At 38.3% G+C, this 24,281-nt stretch carries 19 protein-coding genes and 3 tRNA genes; 7 read left to right on the top strand and 15 right to left on the bottom strand.

The features are described from left to right. Positions 1–624: 624 nt before the first annotated feature. The 5 genes from glnA (at position 625) to ACXM0J_RS03475 (ending at position 5,306) form a co-directional block, all read left to right on the top strand. A complete protein-coding gene (gene glnA, locus ACXM0J_RS03495) occupies positions 625–2,040 on the top strand; it encodes a type I glutamate--ammonia ligase (protein ID WP_170248687.1) in 1,416 nt (471 codons plus the stop codon). A gap of 126 nt (positions 2,041–2,166) precedes the next feature. Beyond that, positions 2,167–2,676, top strand: coding sequence for a chorismate--pyruvate lyase family protein (locus ACXM0J_RS03490; protein ID WP_086265810.1), 510 nt, complete (start codon positions 2,167–2,169; stop codon positions 2,674–2,676). Next, positions 2,673–3,551, top strand: coding sequence for a 4-hydroxybenzoate octaprenyltransferase (gene ubiA, locus ACXM0J_RS03485; RefSeq protein ID WP_479750258.1), 879 nt, complete (start codon positions 2,673–2,675; stop codon positions 3,549–3,551). Before ACXM0J_RS03490 ends, ubiA begins: the two co-directional genes overlap by 4 nt. A gap of 110 nt (positions 3,552–3,661) precedes the next feature. Next, positions 3,662–4,999 carry an alpha/beta hydrolase gene (locus ACXM0J_RS03480; protein WP_086265812.1) on the top strand — a complete coding sequence of 446 codons (1,338 nt, stop codon included), beginning with the start codon at positions 3,662–3,664 and terminating at the stop codon, positions 4,997–4,999. Between the two features lie 106 nt (positions 5,000–5,105). After that, on the top strand, positions 5,106–5,306 hold the full coding sequence (locus tag ACXM0J_RS03475) for a hypothetical protein (RefSeq protein WP_032035709.1): 201 nt from the start codon (positions 5,106–5,108) through the stop codon (positions 5,304–5,306). Positions 5,307–5,310: 4 nt separating this feature from the next. Here ACXM0J_RS03475 and ACXM0J_RS03470 read toward each other — a convergent pair whose 3' ends face one another. The 6 genes from ACXM0J_RS03470 to ACXM0J_RS03445 form a co-directional block, all read right to left on the bottom strand. Further along, on the bottom strand, positions 5,311–5,754 hold the full coding sequence (locus ACXM0J_RS03470) for a DUF2726 domain-containing protein (protein WP_068563337.1): 444 nt from the start codon (positions 5,752–5,754) through the stop codon (positions 5,311–5,313). Positions 5,755–5,810: 56 nt separating this feature from the next. Beyond that, a tRNA-Asn gene (locus tag ACXM0J_RS03465) sits at positions 5,811–5,886 on the bottom strand. A 182-nt stretch (positions 5,887–6,068) separates the two neighbouring features. Continuing rightward, a tRNA-Asn gene (locus ACXM0J_RS03460) sits at positions 6,069–6,144 on the bottom strand. An 8-nt stretch (positions 6,145–6,152) separates the two neighbouring features. After that, positions 6,153–6,228 (bottom strand) — tRNA-Asn (locus ACXM0J_RS03455). Between the two features lie 148 nt (positions 6,229–6,376). Further along, a complete protein-coding gene (locus ACXM0J_RS03450; RefSeq protein ID WP_000208083.1) occupies positions 6,377–7,003 on the bottom strand; it encodes a superoxide dismutase in 627 nt (208 codons plus the stop codon). A 145-nt stretch (positions 7,004–7,148) separates the two neighbouring features. After that, entirely contained in the window at positions 7,149–7,907 is a 759-nt protein-coding gene (locus ACXM0J_RS03445) for a Nif3-like dinuclear metal center hexameric protein (RefSeq protein WP_086265813.1), read from the bottom strand. Between the two features lie 194 nt (positions 7,908–8,101). On the opposite strand from ACXM0J_RS03445, the gene ACXM0J_RS03440 reads away from it, so the two are divergent. After that, positions 8,102–9,277: a S1C family serine protease gene (locus ACXM0J_RS03440; RefSeq protein ID WP_068563339.1), complete on the top strand. Its 1,176-nt coding sequence runs from the start codon at positions 8,102–8,104 to the stop codon at positions 9,275–9,277. 43 nt (positions 9,278–9,320) lie between these two features. On the opposite strand, the gene ACXM0J_RS03435 is transcribed toward ACXM0J_RS03440, so the two are convergent. The 6 genes from ACXM0J_RS03435 to ahcY all read right to left on the bottom strand — a co-directional run bounded on the left by ACXM0J_RS03435 (position 9,321) and on the right by ahcY (position 19,175). After that, positions 9,321–10,559, bottom strand: coding sequence for a multifunctional CCA addition/repair protein (locus tag ACXM0J_RS03435; protein ID WP_017398614.1), 1,239 nt, complete (start codon positions 10,557–10,559; stop codon positions 9,321–9,323). A 91-nt stretch (positions 10,560–10,650) separates the two neighbouring features. Next, positions 10,651–12,921, bottom strand: coding sequence for an NADP-dependent malic enzyme (locus ACXM0J_RS03430; protein ID WP_002118176.1), 2,271 nt, complete (start codon positions 12,919–12,921; stop codon positions 10,651–10,653). Positions 12,922–13,156: 235 nt separating this feature from the next. Further along, positions 13,157–16,009, bottom strand: coding sequence for a putative bifunctional diguanylate cyclase/phosphodiesterase (locus ACXM0J_RS03425; protein ID WP_086265814.1), 2,853 nt, complete (start codon positions 16,007–16,009; stop codon positions 13,157–13,159). A 135-nt stretch (positions 16,010–16,144) separates the two neighbouring features. Further along, positions 16,145–16,867, bottom strand: coding sequence for a 16S rRNA (uracil(1498)-N(3))-methyltransferase (locus ACXM0J_RS03420; RefSeq protein ID WP_086265815.1), 723 nt, complete (start codon positions 16,865–16,867; stop codon positions 16,145–16,147). Positions 16,868–16,885: 18 nt separating this feature from the next. Continuing rightward, positions 16,886–17,722 carry a methylenetetrahydrofolate reductase [NAD(P)H] gene (metF, locus tag ACXM0J_RS03415; protein WP_086265816.1) on the bottom strand — a complete coding sequence of 279 codons (837 nt, stop codon included), beginning with the start codon at positions 17,720–17,722 and terminating at the stop codon, positions 16,886–16,888. A 70-nt stretch (positions 17,723–17,792) separates the two neighbouring features. Next, a complete protein-coding gene (gene ahcY, locus ACXM0J_RS03410) occupies positions 17,793–19,175 on the bottom strand; it encodes an adenosylhomocysteinase (RefSeq protein ID WP_086265817.1) in 1,383 nt (460 codons plus the stop codon). A gap of 221 nt (positions 19,176–19,396) precedes the next feature. Here ahcY and ACXM0J_RS03405 point away from each other — a divergent pair, with 221 nt between their 5' ends. Further along, a complete protein-coding gene (locus ACXM0J_RS03405; protein WP_086265818.1) occupies positions 19,397–19,933 on the top strand; it encodes a cysteine peptidase family C39 domain-containing protein in 537 nt (178 codons plus the stop codon). Between the two features lie 37 nt (positions 19,934–19,970). On the opposite strand, the gene ACXM0J_RS03400 is transcribed toward ACXM0J_RS03405, so the two are convergent. From ACXM0J_RS03400 to lipA, 3 genes are all read right to left on the bottom strand, one after another. Next, positions 19,971–20,354 carry a carboxymuconolactone decarboxylase family protein gene (locus ACXM0J_RS03400; RefSeq protein ID WP_000043120.1) on the bottom strand — a complete coding sequence of 128 codons (384 nt, stop codon included), beginning with the start codon at positions 20,352–20,354 and terminating at the stop codon, positions 19,971–19,973. A gap of 106 nt (positions 20,355–20,460) precedes the next feature. After that, on the bottom strand, positions 20,461–22,923 hold the full coding sequence (locus tag ACXM0J_RS03395) for an acyl-CoA dehydrogenase (RefSeq protein WP_086265819.1): 2,463 nt from the start codon (positions 22,921–22,923) through the stop codon (positions 20,461–20,463). Positions 22,924–23,199: 276 nt separating this feature from the next. Continuing rightward, the gene (gene lipA / locus ACXM0J_RS03390; protein WP_002118167.1) at positions 23,200–24,213 is read right to left on the bottom strand and encodes a lipoyl synthase; all 1,014 of its coding nucleotides are present in this window, start codon (positions 24,211–24,213) and stop codon (positions 23,200–23,202) included. Between the last annotated feature and the right edge of the window lie 68 nt (positions 24,214–24,281).

Here is a 24,281-nt window from a genome sequence, read left to right as displayed (position 1 = left end):
AAGTTTGGCCTGTATAAAAAAAGTGAATGAAAAAGAACATGAATAGTAAAATTTAATTTTTGCCGAGTAATGTGAGATCTACTATATGTGGTCTTATTAACTGCTTAGATAGCGACTAAATAGTCCATTTATTTAGAAAAATTCATAAAAATGAAAAATAATTATTAGATTTTAACTAAAGCACAAGGCTTTTAACTGATGGTTTAAGTCATAAATTTAAGTTGCTGAAATAAACAAAAGAAACTCATTGAGGAAAATTGATGTCAAAGGAGTGATTATTTTCAGGTAATCCGATAAGAATCTCAGCATTATATATAAGAAAGTATTATGATCATGGACGACTGTTAGAAATTGATGCAGTGCGTTATATCAGCGCAACAATTTTGCACTAAATTAGGGCAATAATGAGCTATTTAAATATGCCATAATTTGAAAATGTGTGAATATGGTGCATTTACACAAGCAAACAGTATAATGGGTTCAAGACAAGGGGCCTAAATCATGAATACTTATAAGTAATTCAATGTTTTAGGTAAGTCTTATGAAGTTGGTATGAGAATTGCTTAATAAATACCAGCAACTAACACGCACTCAACAAGTGCAACAAAATTTCATTGGAGCAAAATGAGCATGGCGAACAAGGTCCTTCAACTCATACAAGAAAGTGGCGCAAAATGGGTCGATTTTCGCTTTACTGATACTAAGGGTAAAGAGCAGCACGTAACTTACCCAGCTGATTCTATTGATGAAGATACTTTTGAAGACGGTAAAATGTTTGATGGTTCTTCAATCGCTGGTTGGAAAGGCATTGAAGCATCTGACATGATTTTACGTCCAGATGCGGAAACTGGTTTTATCGACCCGTTCTTTGCTGAACCAACTGTAGTTGTGACTTGTGACGTTATTGAACCTTCAACTGGTCAAGGTTATGAACGTGATCCACGTTCGATTGCTCGCCGTGCAGAAGAATACTTAAAATCTACAGGTATTGGTGATACTGCATTCTTTGGTCCAGAGCCAGAATTCTTTGTATTTGATGAAGTGAAATGGGACATCGATATGTCTGGCGCTCGTCATACATTAATCGCTGAAGAAGCTGCTTGGTCTACTGGTAAAGATTACGAGTCTGGTAACTCAGGTCACCGTCCACGTGTTAAAGGTGGTTACTTCCCAGTTCCTCCAGTTGACTCTGCACAAGATATGCGTGCAGAAATGTGTGCAAAAATTGAAGACATCATGGGCCCAGGTCGTGTAGAAGTACACCACCACGAAGTTGCTTCTTGCCAATTAGAAATTGGTGTGAGCTTCAATACGCTTGTCCGTAAAGCTGACGAAGTTCAACAGTTTAAATATGCTGTTTGGAACGTTGCACACCAATATGCAAAAACTGCAACCTTTATGCCTAAACCAATGGTAGGTGATAACGGTTCTGGTATGCACGTTCATATGTCTATCTCTAAAGATGGCAAAAACTTGTTTGCTGGTGATGAATATGCAGGCCTTTCAGAAATGGCATTGTATTTCATCGGTGGTATCATCAAGCACGCTCGTGCATTGAATGCAATCACAAACCCATCTACAAACTCATACAAGCGTTTGGTTCCTCACTTCGAAGCACCAATTATGCTTGCTTACTCAGCACGTAACCGTTCTGCTTCTATCCGTATTCCATACGTTTCTAGCCCTAAAGGTAAGCGTATCGAAGCTCGTTTCCCAGACCCAATGATGAACCCGTACTTAGGTTTCGCTGCATTGTTAATGGCTGGTATCGACGGTATCCAAAACAAGATCCATCCGGGCGAAGCTGCTGATAAGAACTTGTATGATCTTCCTCCAGAAGAAGAAGCAAAAATCCCAACTGTTGCTCATAGCTTAGATATGGCTCTTGAAGCACTTCAAGCAGATCACGAATTCTTGTTAAAAGGCGGCGTGTTCACTAAAGAAATGCTTGATGCATACATCGAACTTAAAACTGAAGATGTACGTCGTCTTAACACGACTACTCACCCAGTTGAATTCGATATGTATTACAGCCTGTAATACATATTTCATAAAAAAGCCTGCTTATGCAGGCTTTTTTTATTGCTTGGAATGTTGATTGAATTCTCTACGTTTTTTATCAAAAATTTGGAGTAAACTAGGTGCGAGTTTTCATGTGAGCAGATTATGCGTAAACGACAACCAGTACTTAAACAGGAAAAGGCTTTAAATCCTGAGTTGAAAACATGGTTGTATGCTTCTGGTTCTCTGACTCAACAATTAACTGAGCTTGGTGGTGGACAGTTCAGTGTGAAGCCCTTTAAAGAACACTTTCAGCGTTTAACTTTTGCAGATAGTCAATGGATGAACATGCCTCATGCTCATACTTCATGGGTGAGGGAAACCTATTTATATGGCTGTGAAGCAGAGCCGTGGGTGAAAGCAAAAAGTATTTTTCCAATTCAAAGCTTACGTAAAAGAGCGCGTATATTTCAGCACATTGGTTCTAAACCGATTGGCTTTTTTCTATTTCAAAGAATAACTCCGCTTTGTGACCGTCGTGTCATTCATTTGCCAGAAGGCTGGACGCGACAAAGTTGCTATACTTGGCATGGATGTAAATTTATCGTCCAAGAAACATTCTTACCGGCTTTTGAAGCTTTTTTAAATCAGCAGCACGACAAGGAATTACTATGACGACTGCAACAGGCACAACATGGCGTCAGCGTTTAGAAGCTTATTATTATCTATGTCGATTTGATAATCCAATTGGTACTGAACTGGTGTTTTGGCCAACCATGTGGGCACTTTGGGTTGCATCAAAAGGAATACCTGATTTAGGTATTTTATTTGTCATGATTTTAGGCATCATTTTTATGCGCGCTGCTGGATGTGCGATTAATGACTTTGCTGATCGTAAAGTAGATGGTCATGTAGAGCGTACTAAAACCCGTCCGCTCGCAACTGGAATTATTCGTGCAAGAGAAGCTGTATATGTATTCTTGGGCCTTGTTTTAGCAAGTGCGTGTCTGTTGTTCTTTTTACCGATCGAAACCTTCTACTGGTCATTTGGGGCATTGTTTCTGGCGTTTATTTATCCATTTATGAAACGCTATACCAACTTACCTCAAGTATTTTTAGGCGCAGCATTTTCATGGTCTATTCCTATGGCCTTTACCGCTGTAGGTAAAACTCCAGATTTAACTTGCTGGTTGCTCTATTTTGGTAATTTGGCTTGGACTGTGGCTTATGACACTCAATATGCAATTACAGACCGTGAATATGATTTAAAGATTGGTGTGAAATCTACAGCTATTCTTTTTGGTCGATATGACATCCAGATTATTGCGTTTTTACAAGCATCTAGCCTTGTTTTGATTGGTACTGCGCTATATTTAGAAAATATTTTATTCCCATGGGCAATTATTGCTTTAGCTGTAGTCGCATTTGATTTTGTATATCAAACAATTAAAACCAAAGACCGCAACCCTCAAGTCTGTTTTTGGGCATTCCGTCACAATCGTTGGGTAGGATTAATCATTTTTCTAGGAATATTTTTAAATTTCATATAGTAAAAATGACCGTGAGGTTGAAAAGTGTTCTATGCAGAGCACTTTTTTTATGTCTTAATATTTGTGCATAAAAAATATGCGGAATAAAGAACACATAAAAAGGATATTCTATGAAACGGTCAAAAATTGCTTTAGCTATAACATTATCAATTTCAGCATTATTTCTTACAGCGTGTAATGACGATGATGATGACTATATTGGTGTTAATCCCGATAAAACTTATGTTTCTGAAAAAGCCTATTCTAAGGATACCTTAAGTGGTGCTTCATCTATAAAAGTAATGACTTATAACATGATGAATGTACAAGGGAAAACAGCTGAAGCAACTGCTTTAGTCATGTTCCCGAAAGTTGCTCAACCAAAGGATGGTTATCGCGTAGTGGTATGGGAGCACGGCACTGTAGGAGTAGGGGATAGTTGTGCACCAAGCAATAATACGATTAATCCACGCTTCAAAATTTTAGCTGATACTTTATTAGCTGCTGGATATGTGATTGTAGCCCCAGATTATGAAGGTCTTGGTACAAAAGGAATCCATCCATATCTTAATTTAGCGAGTGAAGCAAAATCAGCATTAGCAGCTGTTAGAGCAGTAAAAGATCGTTATGGCTCACAATTAAACGGCGATTGGATGTCTGTAGGTCAGTCACAAGGAGGTCAGGCATCTATAGGTACTGCTGAATATGCAAATACAGATATAACATATAAAGGTGCAGTTGCAGGCGCGCCTGCGTCGAGTTTGGGAACAATTATTCTTGATGTAGCACCAAATGCATTAGCATTAATTGAGCAGCAAGAAATTGCAGGTAATGTAGCTTTAGATAAACGAGTTTCTATTGACTCTTATGCTACTCTGCTAGCTTATGCTGCTTTAACTGGTGTTGGTATTAAAGCCTATGAACCACGTTTTGAATATAGAGATATATTTCAAACAAGAGCGAAGTCTTTAGCTGAGTTTGCAGAAGGAACTACAGGAGAAAATGGTCTTTGTTTAGATAGTGCTGATCCGAGCCTTAGTCTAATTAATAAATTTAAAGATGATATTATTAAATTTATGACTGATAACCCAGGTAAAAAAGTTATGGATTATCCGGGACTTGATGTTACTAATTTCAGGTCAAATGAGACGGTTCAGAAATTTTTACTCGCAAGTCAGCCTGGTACAAAGCGTTTAGATAAACCGGTATATATTGCTCAAGGTAAAAATGATACCAATGTGCCTTATCCAATTACTCAAATGATGGTAGCTGGATTGGTAACTTTAGGTTCACCTAACATTAAACTAGATTTAGTAGAAAATGCTACGCATACTCAAGCAATTGTTTGTAAAAATGCTGATATCTATCAATTTATTCAAACTAATATGCCCGCTAAGACAAATGCAGTTGTAGATCCATCCATAATTGATGCTAGTGGAAAACCAGAATGTACTGGAGTCGCACAATAATTTTTTGGATTTAAAATATTCAAATTAAAAGGGTCCTAAAGTGGGCCCTTTTTTTGTTATATTGTTACGCATTCTGAAATCGATACTATTTGAGTTTGAAGAACTTATGAGCCAGCAACCTATTGAAAAAAAATCTGTTCCTTGGTTATTAATGGGATTAGGTTTACTTATTCCTTTTCTGATTATTGGAATACTTTTCTTGGCTGCAAAAAGTGATGCTAAGAATAAAAAACAATATGAACAGCAGCGTTTAGAGATGGCAAAAAGAATAGCTGAGAAAGAAGCTGCAAATTCTGAAACAAAATAGCTTGTTAATGAATGTCCTTTTGTAATTGGCGTACAGTAGGAATATTTGTGTAACGCTTTACAAGGTAACCTGCTTCAGTGAGCATTTGATCACGAATACGGTCATCTTCTACTTTTTCAAGATGGGTAGGGTCATCTAGCTCAATAATGGCCATGACTTCCATATTATCATTTAGTACAACAAAGTCAGTGACTTTACGGTTGAACTGACTACGAATTTTATAGTCATTACTGGTAATTAATGCACTAAAAGCCACTTGTGCTAACACATGATAATTTGGAAAACTTTGTTTTAAACGTATAAACATTTGAGTTTCAAAATTTGTAATGACAGGACGAGCAAAGAATTTTTGTCTTGGAAATAAATATGGACGTAAACAGACAAGAAGAAAAATACAGGTGCTTATGCAACCCAAAACAATAAAAAATAAATGACTCGATTCGAACATGTTAAAGCATCATACAAATAAAAACCCACTCATGATGAGTGGGTTTTTAAGAATCTTGGCTCTCCCACCTGGGCTCGAACCAGGGACCTGCGGATTAACAGTCCGTCGCTCTACCGACTGAGCTATGGGAGAATCTGGAAAAGGATTTTAGGCAGGAAAGGGGGCTGGGTCAAGCCTTAATAGCAGAATTAGAGTGAATATCTCATCGTTTGGTTTAAAAATACTCGAAACGTTGATTTTATTAAGAATAATAAAAAGTACTAAAAAAAATCAGAAAAGAAAAAGCCCGCAATAAATGCGGGCTTTTAGAATCTTGGCTCTCCCACCTGGGCTCGAACCAGGGACCTGCGGATTAACAGTCCGTCGCTCTACCGACTGAGCTATGGGAGATTAGTAGATGGCTCTCCAACCTGGGCTCGAACCAGGGACCTGCGGATTAACAGTCCGTCGCTCTACCGACTGAGCTATTGGAGAATCTGATGCGCATTTTATGGATGAAATCTAAAAGCGTCAATAAGAATATTAAAGAAAATGAATCGTTTGCTTGATTAATATGCTTTTGCTGTATTAAAAATAAAAAAACCACCCAAAAATAGGGTGGTTTTTTCATAAAGAAATAAAATTATTTCTCTACACCAGCTGGTTGACCTGCAAGTTTTGCATTTGCATAGTCCCAGTTGACAAGGCTTTCTAAGAAAGTTGCGATGTATTTAGGACGTAAGTTACGGAAATCGATGTAGTAAGCATGTTCCCATACGTCAATTGTTAATACAGCAATTTGACCATGTGCAAGTGGAGTGTCTGCATTAGAAGTTTTAGTAATAGATAATTTACCATTTACTTCATCAGCAACTAACCAAGCCCAACCTGAACCGAATTGAGTTGTTGCAGCAGCAGTAAATTCTTCTGCAAACTTTTCGTAGCTACCAAAAGCTTCGTCAATTTTAGCAGCGATTGCGCCAGTAGGCTTACCACCACCGTTTGGCTTCATGCTGTTCCAGTAGAAAGTGTGGTTCCAAACTTGAGCAGCATTGTTGAAAATACCAGCTTTAGATGCATCACCAGCAGTTGCTTTAATGATTTCTTCTAAAGTTTTACCTTCAAGGTCAGTCCCTTTGATTAAGTTGTTTAAGTTAACAACATAGGTATTGTGGTGTTTATCGTGATGGTATTCTAAAGTTTCTTTACTAATATGTGGCGCTAAATCATCATAGCCATATGGAAGTGCAGGTAAAGTAATGGTTGTCATGTTCCTATTCCTTGCATTTGCTGGGTTATACAATTAAGTGGCTCTATTGTAAATGATTCTAGTCACAATAGGGCATCGTTTTAAAGAACTATACACAATAAAGATCTAATTAATACGCATAACACAGATTGAAAAAAAGACTTAATTAAATCGGATTATTCAATTCAAAATATTCAGCTTCAATTGAAAACTGTTTTGAGATCGCTTGTGTCAAACGCTGAACTCCATAACGCTCAGTAGCATGGTGACCACAGGCGAAATAGTGAACTCCTAATTCTTTTGCTTCATAAAAAGTTCGTTCACTGACTTCACCTGAAATGTAAGCATCACAATTTTGCAAAGCAGCTTTAGCAATAAAATCTTGAGCCCCACCTGTGCAGAAGCCCACTTTTTGAATGCTTTGTTTTTCTGCTGGCAAATGAATCACCTTAAAATCAAAACTGTTTTGTAGTTTTGTTTTAAATTCATCCACAGAAACTGCTTGCTCTAAATAACCAATATTACCAATTGGATGTTTCTCTGTTAAATCGAGTGGTTCTAAATTCTGCAAGTTTAGTTTTTCTGCAATGGCTACATTGTTACCCAAAGTTGGGTGGGCATCTAAAGGTAGGTGGTAAGCGACTAATGAAATATTATTTTGAATGAGTTTTTTAATGCGATTGCCTCGCATTCCCGTAATTGGATACGGTTCGCCTTTCCAAAAATAACCATGATGTACGAGTAATAAATCTGCATTTTGAGCAATTGCTGCATCAATTGCATCTTCGGAAGCAGTAACCGCACAAACGATACGTCTTACTTCAGTTGAACCTTCAATTTGCAGGCCATTTGGTGCGTAATCTTTAAATTCTGCCGCTTTTAAGGTTTGGTCGCACCACTGAATAATTTCATGCAAATTCGCCATGATATTTCCTGAATTGAGTAGTAAATAATTGCTAAAGCTATAGAAACATATTTTGTTGTGTAACTAAAGCTAGACAAATCTTTTTTGACTTTTTTATGTATATCGACATATTTAATTTAAAATGCTTAACTGAAAACTCTTTTTGTTCAATATATTAATTTAATTAAAAACTTCTTTGCGTAGAGGATATGAACGTGCGCCGCACCTTTACATGGTTACCTTGGGTGTTACTTATTATTGTAATTGCCAGTTTTATTGCATGGCAAAAATACCATCAGCCGAAACCAACTGTTGCAGTTGATGGGGTGCAAATGCCTGCTGAGAAAGTTGAACCACTCGTTGATACTTCGCGAGCGGGCGGGGTGGTATCTTATAGCGCTGCGGTAAAAGTTGCAGCGCCGGCAGTTGTTAATATTTTTACGACCCAGAAAGTTAAACAAAATCATCCTTTATTAAGTGATCCGGTATTCCGCGAATTTTTTGGAAATCAGCTTCCTGAACAACAACAGCAAAATGAAAATAGCTTAGGCTCTGGGGTTATTGTACGAGCTGATGGTTATATTCTGACGAATAATCATGTGATTGCTCAAGCAGATCAAATTGTAGTGGCATTACATGATGGCCGTCGTGCAGAAGCAACCATTGTTGGAACAGACCCTGATACTGATTTAGCTGTAATTAAAATCGATTTAGATAAATTACCTGTCCTACCATTTAAGCTAAGTGGTAATGAAGTAGGTGATGTGGTCTTAGCAATTGGTAATCCATTTGGTGTAGGGCAAACGGTAACTCAAGGTATTATTTCTGCCACTGAGCGCTCTGATTTAGGTATCAATACCTATGAAGACTTTATTCAAACAGATGCTGCAATTAACCCCGGTAACTCAGGTGGAGCATTAATTGATGTCGCTGGGAATTTAATTGGGGTAAATACGGCTATTTTTTCTCAATCAGGTGGTTCTTTAGGAATTGGTTTTGCAATCCCAGCTAAAGTTTGCCAACAGGTATTAAACTCGATTTTGAAAGATGGCCGTGTAGTACGTGGATGGTTAGGGATTAGTTTGGTACCGCCTACACAAGCAGATGTATTAGCACCTAAACAGCAAATTGGTGTTGTGGTTGCAGATGTCTTGAAAAATGGGCCAGCTGCATCAGCAGGTATTAAGATTGGCGATAAAATTATTCAGGTGAATAATGAGCAAATTACTTCAGCGTCTCATTTGATTAATTATGTTGCATTACAAGCACCTAACAGCGAAATTAATGTAATTGTTGAGCGAGATGGGAAGCAACAAAACTTTGTGGTGACAGTAGGGGAAAGAAAAAACCAAAATACTCAATCACAATTTATACCGCTGCCTAAACAGTAAAGATAAAAAAAGCCTCGTAATGAGGCTTTTTTCTTGGTGTCAATTACGTATGAGATAATGCTTGATGTTGATGTTTGAACTCAGTTAAAGCATCAATACGGTACTGAATTAGCATTTCACCAATCTCAGCACCTTTAATGTTTTCAGGTAAATCCTGAACTTTAATAGAGCGAACGATTTGCATCGCATCTAACATGTACTGAGCTTGAGGATACGGACGGTCTTCTAAACCTAGTCTTCCTTTAGCATCACATTCACATGCTTGTACAAATGCTTCCACTCTCTCAGGACGACGTAATACATCTAGACGCTGTAATAGACGCCATACAGTTCCTGGTTTTAACGACATAATCTGATGGCATTTTAGATGTTCTTTACATACTGATAATGCCAACTGTCTAGTTTGAGTTGGAACTTTTAAACGTTCACATAACTCGGTAACAGGTTTGACTCCACGTTCTTCATGCATGATGTGGCGAGGGAGTTCATTAGCTGGAGTTAATGCTTTACCCAAATCATGTACTAACACAGCAAATCGAACATCAAGCGAATAGTTTGATTTACAAGCTTGCTGTAACGACATTAAGGTATGTATGCCGCAGTCCACTTCCGGGTGATATTCAGGGCGCTGTGGTACACCAAATAATGCGTCAATTTCAGGGAAAAGATGTTTTAATGCCCCACAGTCACGCAATGTTTGAAAATAAACATCTGCATGATCTTCTAAAAGTGCACGAGAAGTTTCTTTCCATACACGCTCTGGTGTTAAGGCATCAAGCTCACCTGACTCAGCCATGGTTTGCATAAGCTGCATGGTCTCTGGTGCAATTTGAAAACCATATGAAGAATAGCGAGCCGCAAAGCGTGCAACACGTAAAACACGTAAAGGATCTTCAGCAAAAGCTTCTGAAACATGACGCAAAGTTTTATTTTCTAAATCTGTTTGACCGCCATATGGGTCGTATAGCTTGCCATCTTGATCCATTGCTATGGCATTGATAGTTAAATCACGGCGAATTAAATCTTCTTCTAAACTTACTGTGGTATCGGTAAAAAATTGAAAGCCGTGATAGCCTTTACCAGATTTTCTTTCAGTACGTGCAAGTGCATATTCTTCTTTCGTTTCAGGATGAAGAAACACAGGAAAATCTTTGCCTACAGGTTGAAAACCTTGGGCGAGCATGTGTTCCGGCGTTGCACCGACAACAACATAATCTTTTTCTTGATAGGGATGCCCAAGTAAAAAATCACGGACGGCACCGCCTACTAAATACACTTGCATGAAAAAACCTCTATTCTTCAAGCAATCATGCTACAGAATAGAGGTTTTCTCAAGTCATTAGAGATGCTTTTCGTAAAAAGCAGTTTCTAAATTACTTTTCTTGTTGTTGGATTTCAGCAACAGTTAAAGCAGTCATATTGATAAGACGACGAGTCGTTGCTGTCGGTGTCAAAATATGAACAGGTTTTGCTGCACCAAGTAAAATTGGGCCAATAGTAACGTTGTTACCAGAAGTCGCTTTCAACAAGTTAAATGAAATGTTTGCTGCATCTAGGTTTGGCATAATGAGCAAGTTTGCAGAACCTTTGAAACGTGAGCCTGGGAATGCAAATTGACGAATGTTTTCGTCTAATGCTGCATCACCGTGCATTTCACCTTCAACTTCAAGCTCAGGAGCTTGCTCAGATAAAATACGATAAACTTCACGCATTTTTTGAGCACTTGAGTCAGTCTGGTCACTACCAAAACTTGAATGAGAAAGTAGGGCTACACGTGGAGTAATACCAAAGCGGCGTACTTCTTCAGCCGCTAAAATAGTCATTTCAGCAAGTTGTTCAGCAGTCGGGTTTGTATTTACGTATGTATCAGCAATAAACAAGTTACGATCTTCAAGCATTAATGCATTTAAGGTGAAGAAGTTATTCATACCTTCTTTTAGACCGATGACATTACGTACAAAGTCAAGGTGAATGTTATAGCTACTGTAAGTACCACATAACATACCGTCTGCTTTACCGAATTTAACCAGTAAAGATGCAATTAAAGTTGAACGGCGACGAGCTTCACGTTGAGCATATTCAACAGTAATGCCTTTGCGTTGCATTGTTTGATAGTAGTCTTTCCAAAACTCTTCATACATCGGGTTTTGTTCTTGATCTACGATCTCAATATTTACGCCATGTTGTAAACGCAAGCCTAATTTTTTGATATTAGCTTCAATAACAGCAGTACGACCTACTAAAATTGGTTTAGCTAAATCTTCATCAACTGCGATTTGCACTGCACGTAATACGCGCTCATCTTCACCTTCAGCATATGCGATGCGTTTAGGATCAGTTTTTGCTTGAGCAAAAATCGGTTTCATCAAGAATGCAGAATTATAAACAAACTCAGATAATTTTTGACGGTATGCAGAGAAATCTTCGATCGGACGAGTTGCAACACCTGAATCCATTGCAGCTTTAGCAACAGCAGGGGCAATTTCTAAAATTAAACGTTGATCAAGTGGACGTGGAATTAAATAGTCACGGCCAAATGAAGCAGATTTTTCACCATAAGTTGCTGCATCGGCTTCTACGTGTGCCATACGTGCAATTGCATGTACACATGCAATTTTCATGTCTTCATTAATCGTTGTTGCACCAACGTCAAGTGCACCACGGAAAATGTAAGGGAAACATAATGCGTTGTTTACTTGGTTTGGATAGTCAGAACGACCAGTTGCCATGATTACATCAGGACGTACTTCATGTGCATGTTCAGGTAAAATTTCTGGATCTGGGTTTGCCAAAGCAAAAATAATAGGGTTCTCAGCCATCTGTTTCACCATTTCTTTGGTGAGAATACCAGCAGCAGAAAGACCCAAGAACATATCAGCACCAGCCATTACTTCATGTAACTGAGTTGCTTTGATGTCTTGAACATAACGTTTTTTTGATTCATCCAAGCCTTCACGTGAAGTAGTGAGTAGACCGCGAGAATCGGCAACAATGATATTTTCTTTATTTACGCCTAAAGCACAAAGTAAATCTAAACAAGAAAGGGCAGCAGCGCCTGCACCTGAAGCTACAATTTTGATTTCATCAATTTTCTTATTTACAAGTTGCAATGCATTAAGCAAAGCTGAACCTACAATGATACTTGTACCGTGTTGATCGTCATGGAATACAGGAATTTTCATGCGTTCGCGAAGTTTCTTTTCGATATAGAAACATTCTGGCGCTTTAATATCTTCGAGGTTGATACCACCGAAAGTTGGTTCAAGAGAGGCAACAATATCTACAATTTTATCTGGATCGTTTTCTGCAATTTCGATGTCAAATACGTCAACACCAGCAAACTTTTTGAAGAGAACGCCTTTACCTTCCATTACAGGTTTAGACGCTAATGGGCCAATATTACCTAAACCAAGAACAGCTGTACCGTTACTAACTACGGCAACCAAGTTTCCGCGAGCTGTATATTTTGCAGCAGCAGATGGATCACGTTCAATCTCTAAACATGGCGCAGCAACTCCTGGTGAGTAGGCTAAAGCCAAATCTCGTTGGTTGACAAGTTGCTTACTTGGGGTGACGCTGATTTTCCCTGGGTTTGGATATTCATGGTAATTTAAAGCGGCCTGTTTTAAAGATTGATCGTCCATCTGAGTCTCTATTTGATACAAAAAAGCAAACTAGTCAAATTGCTCATTTAGGGAGAGGCAATTCAATTTTTTACTATGCTTTAATTTTTATCAATTAAGAGAATAGTAGACGAATTGCCAATAGCCCCGTAGTGAGCTAAATGCTAAAGAATATAACACTACTTCTTTATTTCTCACAGTCAAAAACGCTCATTTTTGGAAAAAGCAGCATAGGTAAAATAGATGATTAGAACAATTAAGAAATATGTGGTTTTGTTTGCAGATAAGGAATAATTTGCTCAGCAGGAATCGGGCGACTAAAGAAATAACCTTGTAAAAAATCACATTGCTGTTTTTGTAGATAGGTGACTTGTTCTTCTGTTTCTACACCTTCGGCAACCAATTTAAGCCCCATGCTTTTACCCATCGCGATCATTGCATTTACAATTGCTTCTTGTTTGTGGTCACCAATTTTAGAAATAAAAGCACGATCAATTTTTAATACGTCAATTGGGTATTCTGTTAGATAGGCCAAAGAAGAATAACCCGTACCAAAGTCATCTAAGGCAATTGAGATATTTCGTTGTTTTATCGCATGTAATAGCGTTTTTACATTGGCAGTATTGTCTAAAAGGGCTGACTCTGTAATTTCAAGTTCTAGGTCTGAACCCTGTATATTATATTTTTGCAAAACTTCATCTAGATCATTGAGTAATAAGCCTCGATGTATCTGTTGAGCGACAATATTTACAGAGACTTGAATATTGAAATAACCCGCATCTTTCCATTCTTGTAGTTGCTTTCCAACTTTATCCAAAACAACTTTACCAATATCTGAAATTAGGCTACTACGCTCAGCAAAAGGTATAAACATATTTGGCATGACTAATCCTTTTTCAGGATGTTGCCAACGAATTAATGCTTCAAAACCGATAATAGATTGATCATGTAGATTAATTTTGGGTTGGTAATAAATGACAAATTCATCATTTTGTATGGCTTTACGTAATTCTTGCTCTAAATCGGCAGTTTTATATGAGTTATTTGTTTTATTGCAATAATAGCAAATTGTATTACCACCTAAGCGTTTTGCTTCGGACAATGCTTGTTCCGCATGGTGGTTGAGGTGATCAATTTGTCTACCATGTTCAGGAAAACATGCGACACCAATAGATGCAGTAATAAAATATTCGTGATTATCAATATAAAAAGGTGCATTGAGCGCTTGTAAAATATTTTGGCAATATTGCTCAATATTTGGATGAATTGGGGAAATTTCATAAATAATTGCGAAATCATCACTATTTAAATAGGCAACTAAAATTGCATTGATATTGATTAAGCGCAATCTTTGAGCAAACTGCTTAAGTAATTCATCACCACTATCATTATTTAAAAATTCATTGAAAGCTCGGAAGCGGTCAATGTTCACTCGTATTAATGCTAAGTTTTTAATGTTATATGACGGATTTACAAGATATTGATGTAATTGATTGTAATAGTAAAGGCGGTTAGGCAGGTGGGTGAGGCTGTCGTAATTTTTTAAATAAGATAGATGTTGTTCTTGACGTTTTTGCTCAGTCAGGTCGCGTGCAAACCCGATATAATTGGTAATTTGATTGAACTCATCTTTGACTACATTGATATGCAACCATAAATATACGCTTTTACCAGAACTAAATTTTTCGTCAAACTGACCCATATATTCTCCTGTCTCTAGGAGTTGCTGTGTTATTGATGTATGAAACTGCTGTTGTAATTCTTTTTGATTGATTGTTATGCTAAATAATTCTTTATTAACAAGTTCTGATTTAGAAAATCCTGTTAATTTTTCATAGTAGGGATTTACATCAATATAGTTTAGGCGCTCATCTAAAATAAATATTCCTTCCGCAGCTTGCTCAAGCACAATTGCAGATAGTCTTAGATGTTCTTGATCTTTCTTCTCTTGATGTATATCGCGAGTCATTCCAACCATACGAAGCGCTTTTTGTGTTTTAGGATCTCTAGTGATGACACGGCCTACATCATGAATCCATCGCCAAGAACCATCTCTACGTAAAATTCGAAAGGTGATATTAAAATGATCTGTAATGCCTTCCAAATGTTGTTTTAAACGTTCGTCAAAAAGTTTTTTATCACTTGGATGTATACGATCTAATATCGTATTGAGATGAATAACGGCAGTCTGAGTTTGTTTTTGTTGATCGAAAAATGTAATTTCTAATTTTTGACTTTGAATATCCCAATCCCAAGGTCGAATACCTGCAGTTTCATGCGCAAAAGCTAAATTGTAGTGATGGCTTTCGAGTTGTTCATTCATTTTTGTGAGATCGTAAGTGCGTTCACGTACTTTTTGCTCAAGCAGATGATTATTAAATTGAAGCTGGGCTTCGATATCTTTAGATTTATTTACTTCTTGTTGGAGCTGTATACATAATTCTTCAGCCCATTGCGTATGTTGATCGGAAATTTGAACAAGCTGTTTGTTTTTTAATAATAATTGAGAAATCTTTTGATAATTACGTTGCGTAGCATATGCACAAAGTACAGTGGCCACAAAGGTAAGATTATAGGCAAAGTAAAAAGGTAGCTGAGTAATTGGGTTATGTGTGAATTGAGCTAGTAATAAGGGCAAGGTACTTGGAATAAATAAGAGATAAAAATATCGTGGTTGCTGTGTTAAAAAAGTAAGGCCAATGATATGAGCCGAAGTAATAAATAAAGCAATTAAAATATGAGCATCTGGTAGAGCGACTAACTCAGGGGGAAGATAAAAATGAATAATTGTGACGTTTATTCCAATTAAGATGCCTGAGATCAAACAAATACTTTGTAAAATGTGATTAGCTTTTTTTGTAAAATCAATTGCACGGTAGTGAGTTAAAATATTTGGAATAAATAATAAGCCGATAAGAGATGCTACAGTGAGGCCAATAGACCAGCTAAAAATTGTTATTACAGATGAAAAATAATAAGAAAAAATACCATATGAAATGAGACATAGCAGTATTAAGCTAATCAAATACCAGCGTATATATTGAGTTGAAAGTTTCAGCTGTTCAATTTTTGTTTGATGCTGTAGATATTCTTCCTGAAGCCCAGACATAAGATTTTTCTATCCTATTTTTTTTACATATATACAGAAAGAATCTGATTTATCAGTGAAAAAGAATTTGAAATTTTATTCATACAATAAAAGTAAGTTAACTTTAAATAACGATTTAATCAATGTTCACTGAACTCAGGTGGATAAAAATCGATAATTTAAAATAGACAAGGCAACAACAGGTGCGGTTTCTGTACGTAAAACACGGTCGCCAATGCACCAGTTCATAAAACCAGCTTGATTGGCTTGAGTAATTTCATTTTCACTTAACCCACCTTCTGGGCCAATAAGTAAAGCAAGATCAGGTTGTATTCCTGCCAATACATCTTTTTGTTCTTTTTCTGGTGCTAAAACAAATTTAGATTGGGGAAGCTCAGAAGAACTTAACCATTCATGAAGAGAAATTGGTGCTAATACTTCGGGAACTAAGTTCAGCCCACATTGTTCACATGCTGCAATTGCTACAGCTTGCCAGTGATCTAATTTTTTTTGATCTCGATCATATTTTAAGCGCATTTCACAACGCTCACTTGTTAGCAATTGAATCTGACTTACACCCAATTCAGTGGCTTTCTGAATGGCATAATCCATTCGATCACCCTTACTCATGACTTGACCTAAAACAGCTTTAAAAGGGGCAGCACGGTTTGCAGGGTTAAAATTCTCAATTGTGACAAACGCATTTTTTTTATTAATTTCGGTTAATGACGCGAGATATTCACCACCTTGTCCATTAAATAGAGTCGCTTGTTCTTGTAATTGTGCACGTAAAACGCGAACCCAATGATGGAATACTGATTCTGTCAGTTGAATTGTTGAGCCAACTGTAAGTTCAGTTTCGATAAAAAAACGGTTCATTGGGTACGCCTTACAAAATTAATTTAAACCAAGATCAACAACGAGTTGACGAGTTGGTTCGACTTGATTCATTGAATAGAAGTGTAAGCTTGGTGCACCACCTGCAATCAGGCGTTCACATAGCTTAACAACAACTTCATGACCGAAAGCTTTAATACTTTCACTGTCATCGCCATAGGCTTGTAATTGCTTACGGATCCAGCGAGGAATTTCAGCACCAGTACCATCTGCGAAACGGATTAAATTGCTTGCATTGGTAATAGGCATGATTCCTGGAGCCACTGGAATGTTAATTCCAGCTTGCTCTAAACGTTCGATAAAATAAAAATACGAATCTGGATTAAAGAAGAATTGAGTAATTCCTGCATTGGCACCAGCTTGTACTTTTTCAACAAAACGTTGGATATCTGAATTAAGGCTTTCAGCTTGAGGATGCATTTCTGGATAAGCTGCAACTTCAATATGAAAATGATCACCTGAGTGCTCACGAATAAAACGTACTAAATCTTGAGCATAAGGAAGCTCACCAAGCCCAACCTGACCAGATGGTAAGTCCCCACGTAAAGCAACAATACGGTCAATGCCTTGAGCTTTATATAAATCCAGTAACTCAGCAATACGAGCTTTATCATCACCAATACAAGAAAGATGAGGTGCAACAGGAGTACCTTTACCGTTGAAATCTTCAATAGCGGCAAGTGTACGTTCGCGAGTAGAACCACCAGCACCATAAGTAATCGAGAAAAACTCTGGATTTAATAGCTGTAATTCTTGGTGAACAATACGAAGTTTTTCGGCACCAACATCAGTTTTCGGCGGAAAAAACTCAAAAGAAATAGGTGTACGTTTAGTCATGTCAAATCCTTGTAAACAGCGAAACATTTTAGAAAAAAGGGCAGTCGGTTCACCGTCTGCCCTTAAGTTCTTAGTATTTGTAAGCGTCAGATTTGAAAGGTCCCTCAACAGCAACACCTAAATAATCGGCTTGCTCTTGAGTTAACTGAGTAAGTACACCACCAAAACCTGCAACCATTGCAGCAGCAACTTCTTCGTCAAGTTTCTTAGGAAGAACTTCTACACGAATTTTTGCAGCTTTCTCATTTGCAGGAAGATCAGCAAATTTCTCTTGGAATAAGTGAATTTGACCTAAAACTTGGTTAGCAAAAGAACCGTCCATTACACGTGATGGGTGACCAGTTGCATTACCTAGGTTTACAAGGCGACCTTCAGAAAGAAGGATAAGGTAGTTATTTTCATCTTCTGAACGATAAACTTGGTGAACTTGTGGCTTAACTTCAACCCACTTGTAACCACGTAAATACGCAGTGTCGATTTCTGTATCGAAGTGACCGATGTTACATACAACTGCACCAGCTTTTAAGCTGTCTAACATTGCTGCATCACACACGTGGTAGTTACCAGTTGTTGTTACAACAAGGTCAGTGTTGCCAAGAAGGTCGTGGTTAATATCTTCTTTTTTGCCTGTTTGTACGCCGTTTTTGTATGGAGATACAACTTCATAGCCATCCATACATGCTTGCATTGCACAAATCGGGTCAACTTCAGTTACACGAACGATCATGCCTTCTTGACGTAAAGATTGAGCAGAACCTTTACCTACGTCACCATAACCAACTACAAGTGCACGGCGACCAGACAAAAGCATGTCAGTTGCACGTTTGATCGCGTCATTTAATGAGTGACGGCAACCGTATTTGTTGTCGTTTTTAGATTTAGTAACTGAGTCATTTACGTTAATTGCAGGAACTTTCAAAGAACCGTCTTTCCACATTTCGATAAGACGTTGAACACCTGTTGTAGTTTCTTCAGTAATACCGTGAATACGTTCTAAAAGAGCAGGATATTTTTCATGAACAAGAGCAGTTAAATCACCGCCATCGTCCAAGATCATGTTGGCATCCCAAGGTTGACCATTTACATTGATCTGTTGTTCAAGGCACCATACATATTCTTCTTCAGTTTCACCTTTCCAAGCAAAAACTGGAATACCGCGAGCAGCAATTGCAGCAGCAGCGTGGTCTTGAGTAGAGAAAATGTTACATGATGTCCAGCGTACTTCAGCACCTAATTCAATAAGCGTTTCAATAAGAACAGCTGTTTGAATGGTCATGTGAATACAACCAAGAATTCTTGCACCAGCAAGTGGTTTAGAAGCTGCATAGCGTTTACGTAAGCCGATCAAAGCTGGCATTTCTGCTTCAGCAAGTTTGATTTCTTTACGGCCGTAGTCAGCAAGAGAAATATCAGCAACTTTGTAATCTGTAAATGAAGCATTAACCGCGTTCATCAGGATCTCCTAGGAAAAAATAGTATTGATCATTCTGTTCGCGGATGCCGTTGTTGGTTAAAACGAGTGTTTAACCGATCGTCGAGCCTGGCAAATTGATCTTTAGTGCCGATCAATTGTCGCAGCATCCCTCGACTAGCGAAACATTGTACTTGGAAAAGCTTTTAGTGCCAATCCAGTTTTGTTTATTATCTGCGTAATTATCACTTTAGATTCTAATTATGGCATTAAATATTCCCGAGTCGTTGGCAAGCTTAGAGTCAAACTGTGGCGTTTTTGCAGTTTGGATGTTGCTTCAGCATCATGGAGTACAAATTGATGTGGTTGAGCTGATTAATGTTTGCCGACACGATGAAGGAGGCACCTATACTATTGCCTTAGCTGTTGCTTTAAAGAAACTAGGATTTGAAGTGTCATTTCATTCAGATGAGGATCCTAGCATTAGCCAAAGCGAACGCATGAGTTATAAAGAAGCAAAGGTATTAAAAATTCCAACTGGACCAGCGCTGAGCTATCAAGATATTCAAGCTGCAATTCAAAACGGAAAAATGGTGATTGTGTACTACGATACTTTAGAAGGGGTTGGAAACCAGTCGCTCATTTATTCTATAGATCAAAATGAAATCTGCTTTTTTGATACTTTTGAACCGATGTCAGCGGGAGTTTTTGAAAAGCAGCGTCAAGTAGAGGGGATTTGCCGTCAGGCTATTGTGATTGATGATCGTAATTTTCAGATGCATTCATCCAAATTGAATTAGATAAGAAGAGCCAGTAGAGTGCTGGCTCATATTGAAGTTATTTTTGTTGATATTCTTGAATCACTTCTAAAGCAGCGCGAAAAGCTTCTTGTGTAGCAGGGGCGCCGCAATATGGTAGGCTGTGCAATAGTGTTTCTTGAATCTCTTCAACTGTACAACCATTGTTGAGTGCACCACGAACATGGCCTTTGAGTTCAGTTGGTGATTTAAGTGCCGTGAGCATTGCCAAAGTAATTAATGAGCGATATTTACGAGGTAGCACACCTTCACGCTGCCAAGTCGATCCCCATGCATGTTCATTAATCCAGTCTTGTAAAGGCTGGGTAAAGGGTACGGTATTTTCTTGGGCACGTTTTACAAAAGCTTCTCCCATCACTTCTGTGCGAACTTTTAATCCATTTTCGTAATCTTGCTTAGACATTAATTTCTCCTAAAAATAAAAGCGTCGAGTGACGCTTTTATGGCTGCTTATTAATTAATGCGAATCAAAAATGATTGCAATAGTGAATTAGTGGAGGCATCAGTCACTAAATTTGATGAGGGTTTGACAAAGGAAGATCTTTATTTAAATCTTCATCAAACACATCTGTAAGCATGCTGTCGAATCGAATTGCGTTGTATTGCAACAGTTGTTGAGCTTCGCTTTCAGAAATAAAGCCTTCTTTTATCGCTTGTTGAATATTCTCTTCAAAAGTAAGACCTGTAAATTTACCTTTAGATTCAGCCTTTTTAAACTTATCCCAAAGCGGTTCAAGTGTTCGTAGAATTTGGAAGGTATGTTCTAAACGTCCAGTTACATCATCGGCTTTGGTTGAATAGAAGACGTGATGTTTAAGCTGTTCTCTGAAAGGGTGCTCTTGCATCATAAGTTCAGCGACTTGTTGTTTTAACTCATCATCTGGTTTTGAAATGACACGACCAAAAGGGAAACAGATCCATTTTACAAATGCTGCCGGAAGTTTAGCTGGGAAGTTTTCAAATAATCCCCAAAATGCTTCCTGAATATTCAAGAAAGCTTTTTGTAGTGCTAATTTTGCGTGAAGTTGTTCGGCTTCAGTTTTTTGGCCAGCTTCATAAAATTTTAAAATCGCAGTAGAAATAAACAGGTGCGCGTGAATATCTGCCAAGCGTCCTGATAACATTTCTTTGCGTTTTAAGTCGCCTGCAAGTAAACCAAGTGACATATCCGATACGAGTGCGAAGTTGGCACTAAAACGATTAATCGTTTTATAGTAACTTGAGGTGAATTGATCTGCTGACTGAGGCGCATCGCTTGAGCCACCTGTCCAACCGTAAGCAAATGATCTTGCACCACGGTTAAAGGTATAGGCTAAATGTTTAAATAACAAATCATCAAATTTTTTGACCGAGTTATTTTTATCTTCAGATTGAAGGAGTTGTAACTCTTCAAATAGATAAGGGTGACAACGCATTGAACCTTGACCAAAAATCATCAATGAACGGGTCAAAATATTTGCGCCTTCTACCGTAATAGCAATTGGAATTGCTTGATAGGTAAGGGCAAGGAAATTACGTGGCCCAAGTTGAATTGCACGTCCTCCAGCAATATCCATCCCATGATTGACAACTTTACGCATTGTTTCAGTTGCATAATATTTTGCCATGGCAGTCATCACGGCAGGTGTTCCACCTTGGTTTAGGCCACATGTCACTAAATAACGGAATGCTTCAAGCATATAGGCATCGCTGGCAATTTCACTTGTCGCTTCTTGTACGCCTTCAAATTTACCGACAGAAATATTAAATTGCTGGCGAATTTTCGCAAAAGCACCAACGGTTAAATAGCTCATTTCACCTGCGGCTGTGGCTAATGCTGGAAGGGAAATACCACGACCAACGCCTAAACATTCCATGAGCATACGCCAGCCTTTTCCGGCATTTTCTTGACCACCAATAATCCAGTCAATAGGAATAAAAACATCTTTTCCTTCTACTGTTCCATTCATAAATGGAGAGCCGGGATAATGACGTGCTCCTATTTTTACACCCGCATGGCTTGCAGGGATGAGTGCACAGGTAATACCGTATTCGGTTTTATTTTTATCGCCGAGTAGACCTTCAGGGTCATAAAGTTTAAATGCTAGACCAACAACAGTTGCAATTGGTGCAAGCGTAATCCAGCGTTTAGAGAAATTCATGCGAAGTCCAAGGACTTGAGCACCTTCATATTCGCCGTAGCAAACAACACCCGAATCTGGAATGGCGCCTGCATCTGAACCTGCTTCTGGGCTAGTTAAACCAAAACATGGAATTTCCTCACCTTTAGCAAGGCCCGGTAAATATTGCTGCTTTTGTGCATCTGTACCGTAGTGCATGAGTAGCTCACCTGGTCCTAACGAGTTTGGAACCATACAACTCACAGCTGTGGTGAGTGAGCGTGAAGCAATTTTGCTCATAATACGGCTTTGGGCAAATGAGCTAAATTCTTTGCCACCAAAGGACTTTGGAATAATGAGGCCTAAAAAACCTTTATCTTTAATAAATTGCCAAACTTCAGGTGGAAGATCTTTTAAGTGATGATGAATTTCCCATTCATCTAGCATGCTACAAAGGAGCTCAACTTCATTGTCGATAAAACTTTGTTCTTCTGCTGACAAGGTAGGGTAGGGGTACTTTTCAAACTGAGACCAATCAGGTGCCCCCATAAACAACTCTTTTTCCCACCAACTGGTACCTGCCTCTAAAGCCTCTTGTTCAGTCGTACTGATACTCGGCATTGAGTTTGCTAAAGTTTTATATGCAGGTTGAGTAATCAGATTAAAGCGTAATGGTGCAAATAAAATAATGATACTAAGGGCAATAAGGGGAATACCTAAAATGAGAGCCCATGGCGTTAATATGAGTGCAGTAAATATAGCTACCACAATCGTAATAACACTGCCAATGACGCGATTTAGGTTAAAAAAGAAAATTGCCCATATTGTAAAAAGCTGAATGACAATGCTTAAAACAAAGAGTAGGAAAACCATACTTGCTCCTTGCTAGATAAGCCCTCAAGTTAGAAGTTACAAAAAGCGAGGAGAGATTTAAGGCTTAACTAGCTAATTTTAATGCTGTTTAAATTTAATTTTTTATGTCGCAATTGATGTATATGCTAGAGCAGGGATATATCGTACTTTTAGGTATAAGATATTTTTAAGTGAAAGTGTAATGGGTTGTTTTATCGATTTGTCAAGAAATGTTATTGATTTTCTTATACAAATAAAAAGCCCTCTGAAGTAGAGGGCTTTTATAGATATTAATTTTTAAGCTTCGACAACTTGAACAGCGATTTTTTTAGCTGGATCTACTTTGCGACGAACTTCTGGTACGGGTTCACCGTGGTATTGACGATCAGCAAAGTAACTTGAACGAACCATTGGTGCAGACCAAATATTTCTAAAGCCAAGTTTACGGCCATGCTCTGCATAACGTTCGAACTCTTCTGGCGTTACAAAGCGGTCAATTGGCGCGTGTTGTTTAGAAGGTTGTAAGTATTGACCAATAGTCACATAGTCAACATCGTGAGCACGCAAGTCATCAAGCAATGCAATAACTTCTTCTTCAGTTTCACCGATACCTACCATCAAACCACATTTTGTTGGGATATCAGGGCAATATTCTTTAAACATTTTTAATAAGTTCAAAGAATGTTGATAGTCTGAACCTGGGCGCATCGCTTTATATAGACGTGGCACAGTCTCGATGTTGTGGTTAAATACGTCTGGTGGACATTCAGTCATAATGCGTAAAGCAATATCCATACGTCCGCGGAAATCTGGTACTAAAATCTCAAGCAATGTGTTTGGGCTTAGTGCACGAGCTTCTTTGATACAGTCCACAAAGTGTTGTGCACCGCCGTCAAGTAGGTCATCACGGTCAACCGAAGTAATTACTGCATATTTGAGCTTAAGATTAGCAATTGTCTCTGCCATGTGACGAGGTTCGTCTGCATCGAGTGCATTTGGACGACCATGTGCTACATCACAGAAAGGGCAACGACGTGTACAAATATCACCCATGATCATGAATGTTGCTGTACCACCGCCAAAGCATTCTGGAAGGTTTGGACAAGCAGCTTCTTCACAAACGGTATGGAGTTTTTGAGCACGTAAAGTGGTTTTAATACGCTGAACTTCTTCTGGTGCCGTCATCTTGACACGAATCCAGTCAGGTTTACGCGGCACTTCAACCGTAGGTACAACTTTTACAGGAATTCTTGCGACTTTTTCTGCGCCACGAAGTTTTACACCCTGTTCAGGTTTACGGTGTTCTGACATATTTAACTTTTCCACTCGTTTATAGAGACATTGACATTGTATTATAGCGAACTTCTGCAGTTAATAGC

This window comes from Acinetobacter sp. GRABPA_MV_2 (genome assembly GCF_056725885.1).
The sequence above is the reverse complement of the archived record's forward strand: the minus strand, read 5'-3'. Positions and strand labels throughout refer to the sequence as shown.

Excerpts from the sequence above, each read along its gene's own strand:
- ACXM0J_RS03475 (WP_032035709.1), top strand. The coding sequence starts at position 5,106 with ATGAGCCAGCAACCTATTGAAAAAAAATCTGTTCCTTGGTTATTAATG.
- ACXM0J_RS03480 (WP_086265812.1), top strand. The coding sequence starts at position 3,662 with ATGAAACGGTCAAAAATTGCTTTAGCTATAACATTATCAATTTCAGCA.
- ACXM0J_RS03490 (WP_086265810.1), top strand. The coding sequence starts at position 2,167 with ATGCGTAAACGACAACCAGTACTTAAACAGGAAAAGGCTTTAAATCCT.
- ACXM0J_RS03430 (WP_002118176.1), bottom strand. The coding sequence starts at position 12,921 with ATGGACGATCAATCTTTAAAACAGGCCGCTTTAAATTACCATGAATAT.
- ACXM0J_RS03450 (WP_000208083.1), bottom strand. The coding sequence starts at position 7,003 with ATGACAACCATTACTTTACCTGCACTTCCATATGGCTATGATGATTTA.
- ACXM0J_RS03395 (WP_086265819.1), bottom strand. The coding sequence starts at position 22,923 with ATGGTTTTCCTACTCTTTGTTTTAAGCATTGTCATTCAGCTTTTTACA.
- ACXM0J_RS03470 (WP_068563337.1), bottom strand. The coding sequence starts at position 5,754 with ATGTTCGAATCGAGTCATTTATTTTTTATTGTTTTGGGTTGCATAAGC.
- ACXM0J_RS03420 (WP_086265815.1), bottom strand. The coding sequence starts at position 16,867 with ATGAACCGTTTTTTTATCGAAACTGAACTTACAGTTGGCTCAACAATT.
- ACXM0J_RS03435 (WP_017398614.1), bottom strand. The coding sequence starts at position 10,559 with ATGCAAGTGTATTTAGTAGGCGGTGCCGTCCGTGATTTTTTACTTGGG.
- ahcY (WP_086265817.1), bottom strand. The coding sequence starts at position 19,175 with ATGAACGCGGTTAATGCTTCATTTACAGATTACAAAGTTGCTGATATT.
- glnA (WP_170248687.1), top strand. The coding sequence starts at position 625 with ATGAGCATGGCGAACAAGGTCCTTCAACTCATACAAGAAAGTGGCGCA.
- ACXM0J_RS03425 (WP_086265814.1), bottom strand. The coding sequence starts at position 16,009 with ATGTCTGGGCTTCAGGAAGAATATCTACAGCATCAAACAAAAATTGAA.
- ACXM0J_RS03400 (WP_000043120.1), bottom strand. The coding sequence starts at position 20,354 with ATGTCTAAGCAAGATTACGAAAATGGATTAAAAGTTCGCACAGAAGTG.
- metF (WP_086265816.1), bottom strand. The coding sequence starts at position 17,722 with ATGACTAAACGTACACCTATTTCTTTTGAGTTTTTTCCGCCGAAAACT.
- ACXM0J_RS03405 (WP_086265818.1), top strand. The coding sequence starts at position 19,397 with ATGGCATTAAATATTCCCGAGTCGTTGGCAAGCTTAGAGTCAAACTGT.
- ubiA (WP_479750258.1), top strand. The coding sequence starts at position 2,673 with ATGACGACTGCAACAGGCACAACATGGCGTCAGCGTTTAGAAGCTTAT.
- ACXM0J_RS03445 (WP_086265813.1), bottom strand. The coding sequence starts at position 7,907 with ATGGCGAATTTGCATGAAATTATTCAGTGGTGCGACCAAACCTTAAAA.
- lipA (WP_002118167.1), bottom strand. The coding sequence starts at position 24,213 with ATGTCAGAACACCGTAAACCTGAACAGGGTGTAAAACTTCGTGGCGCA.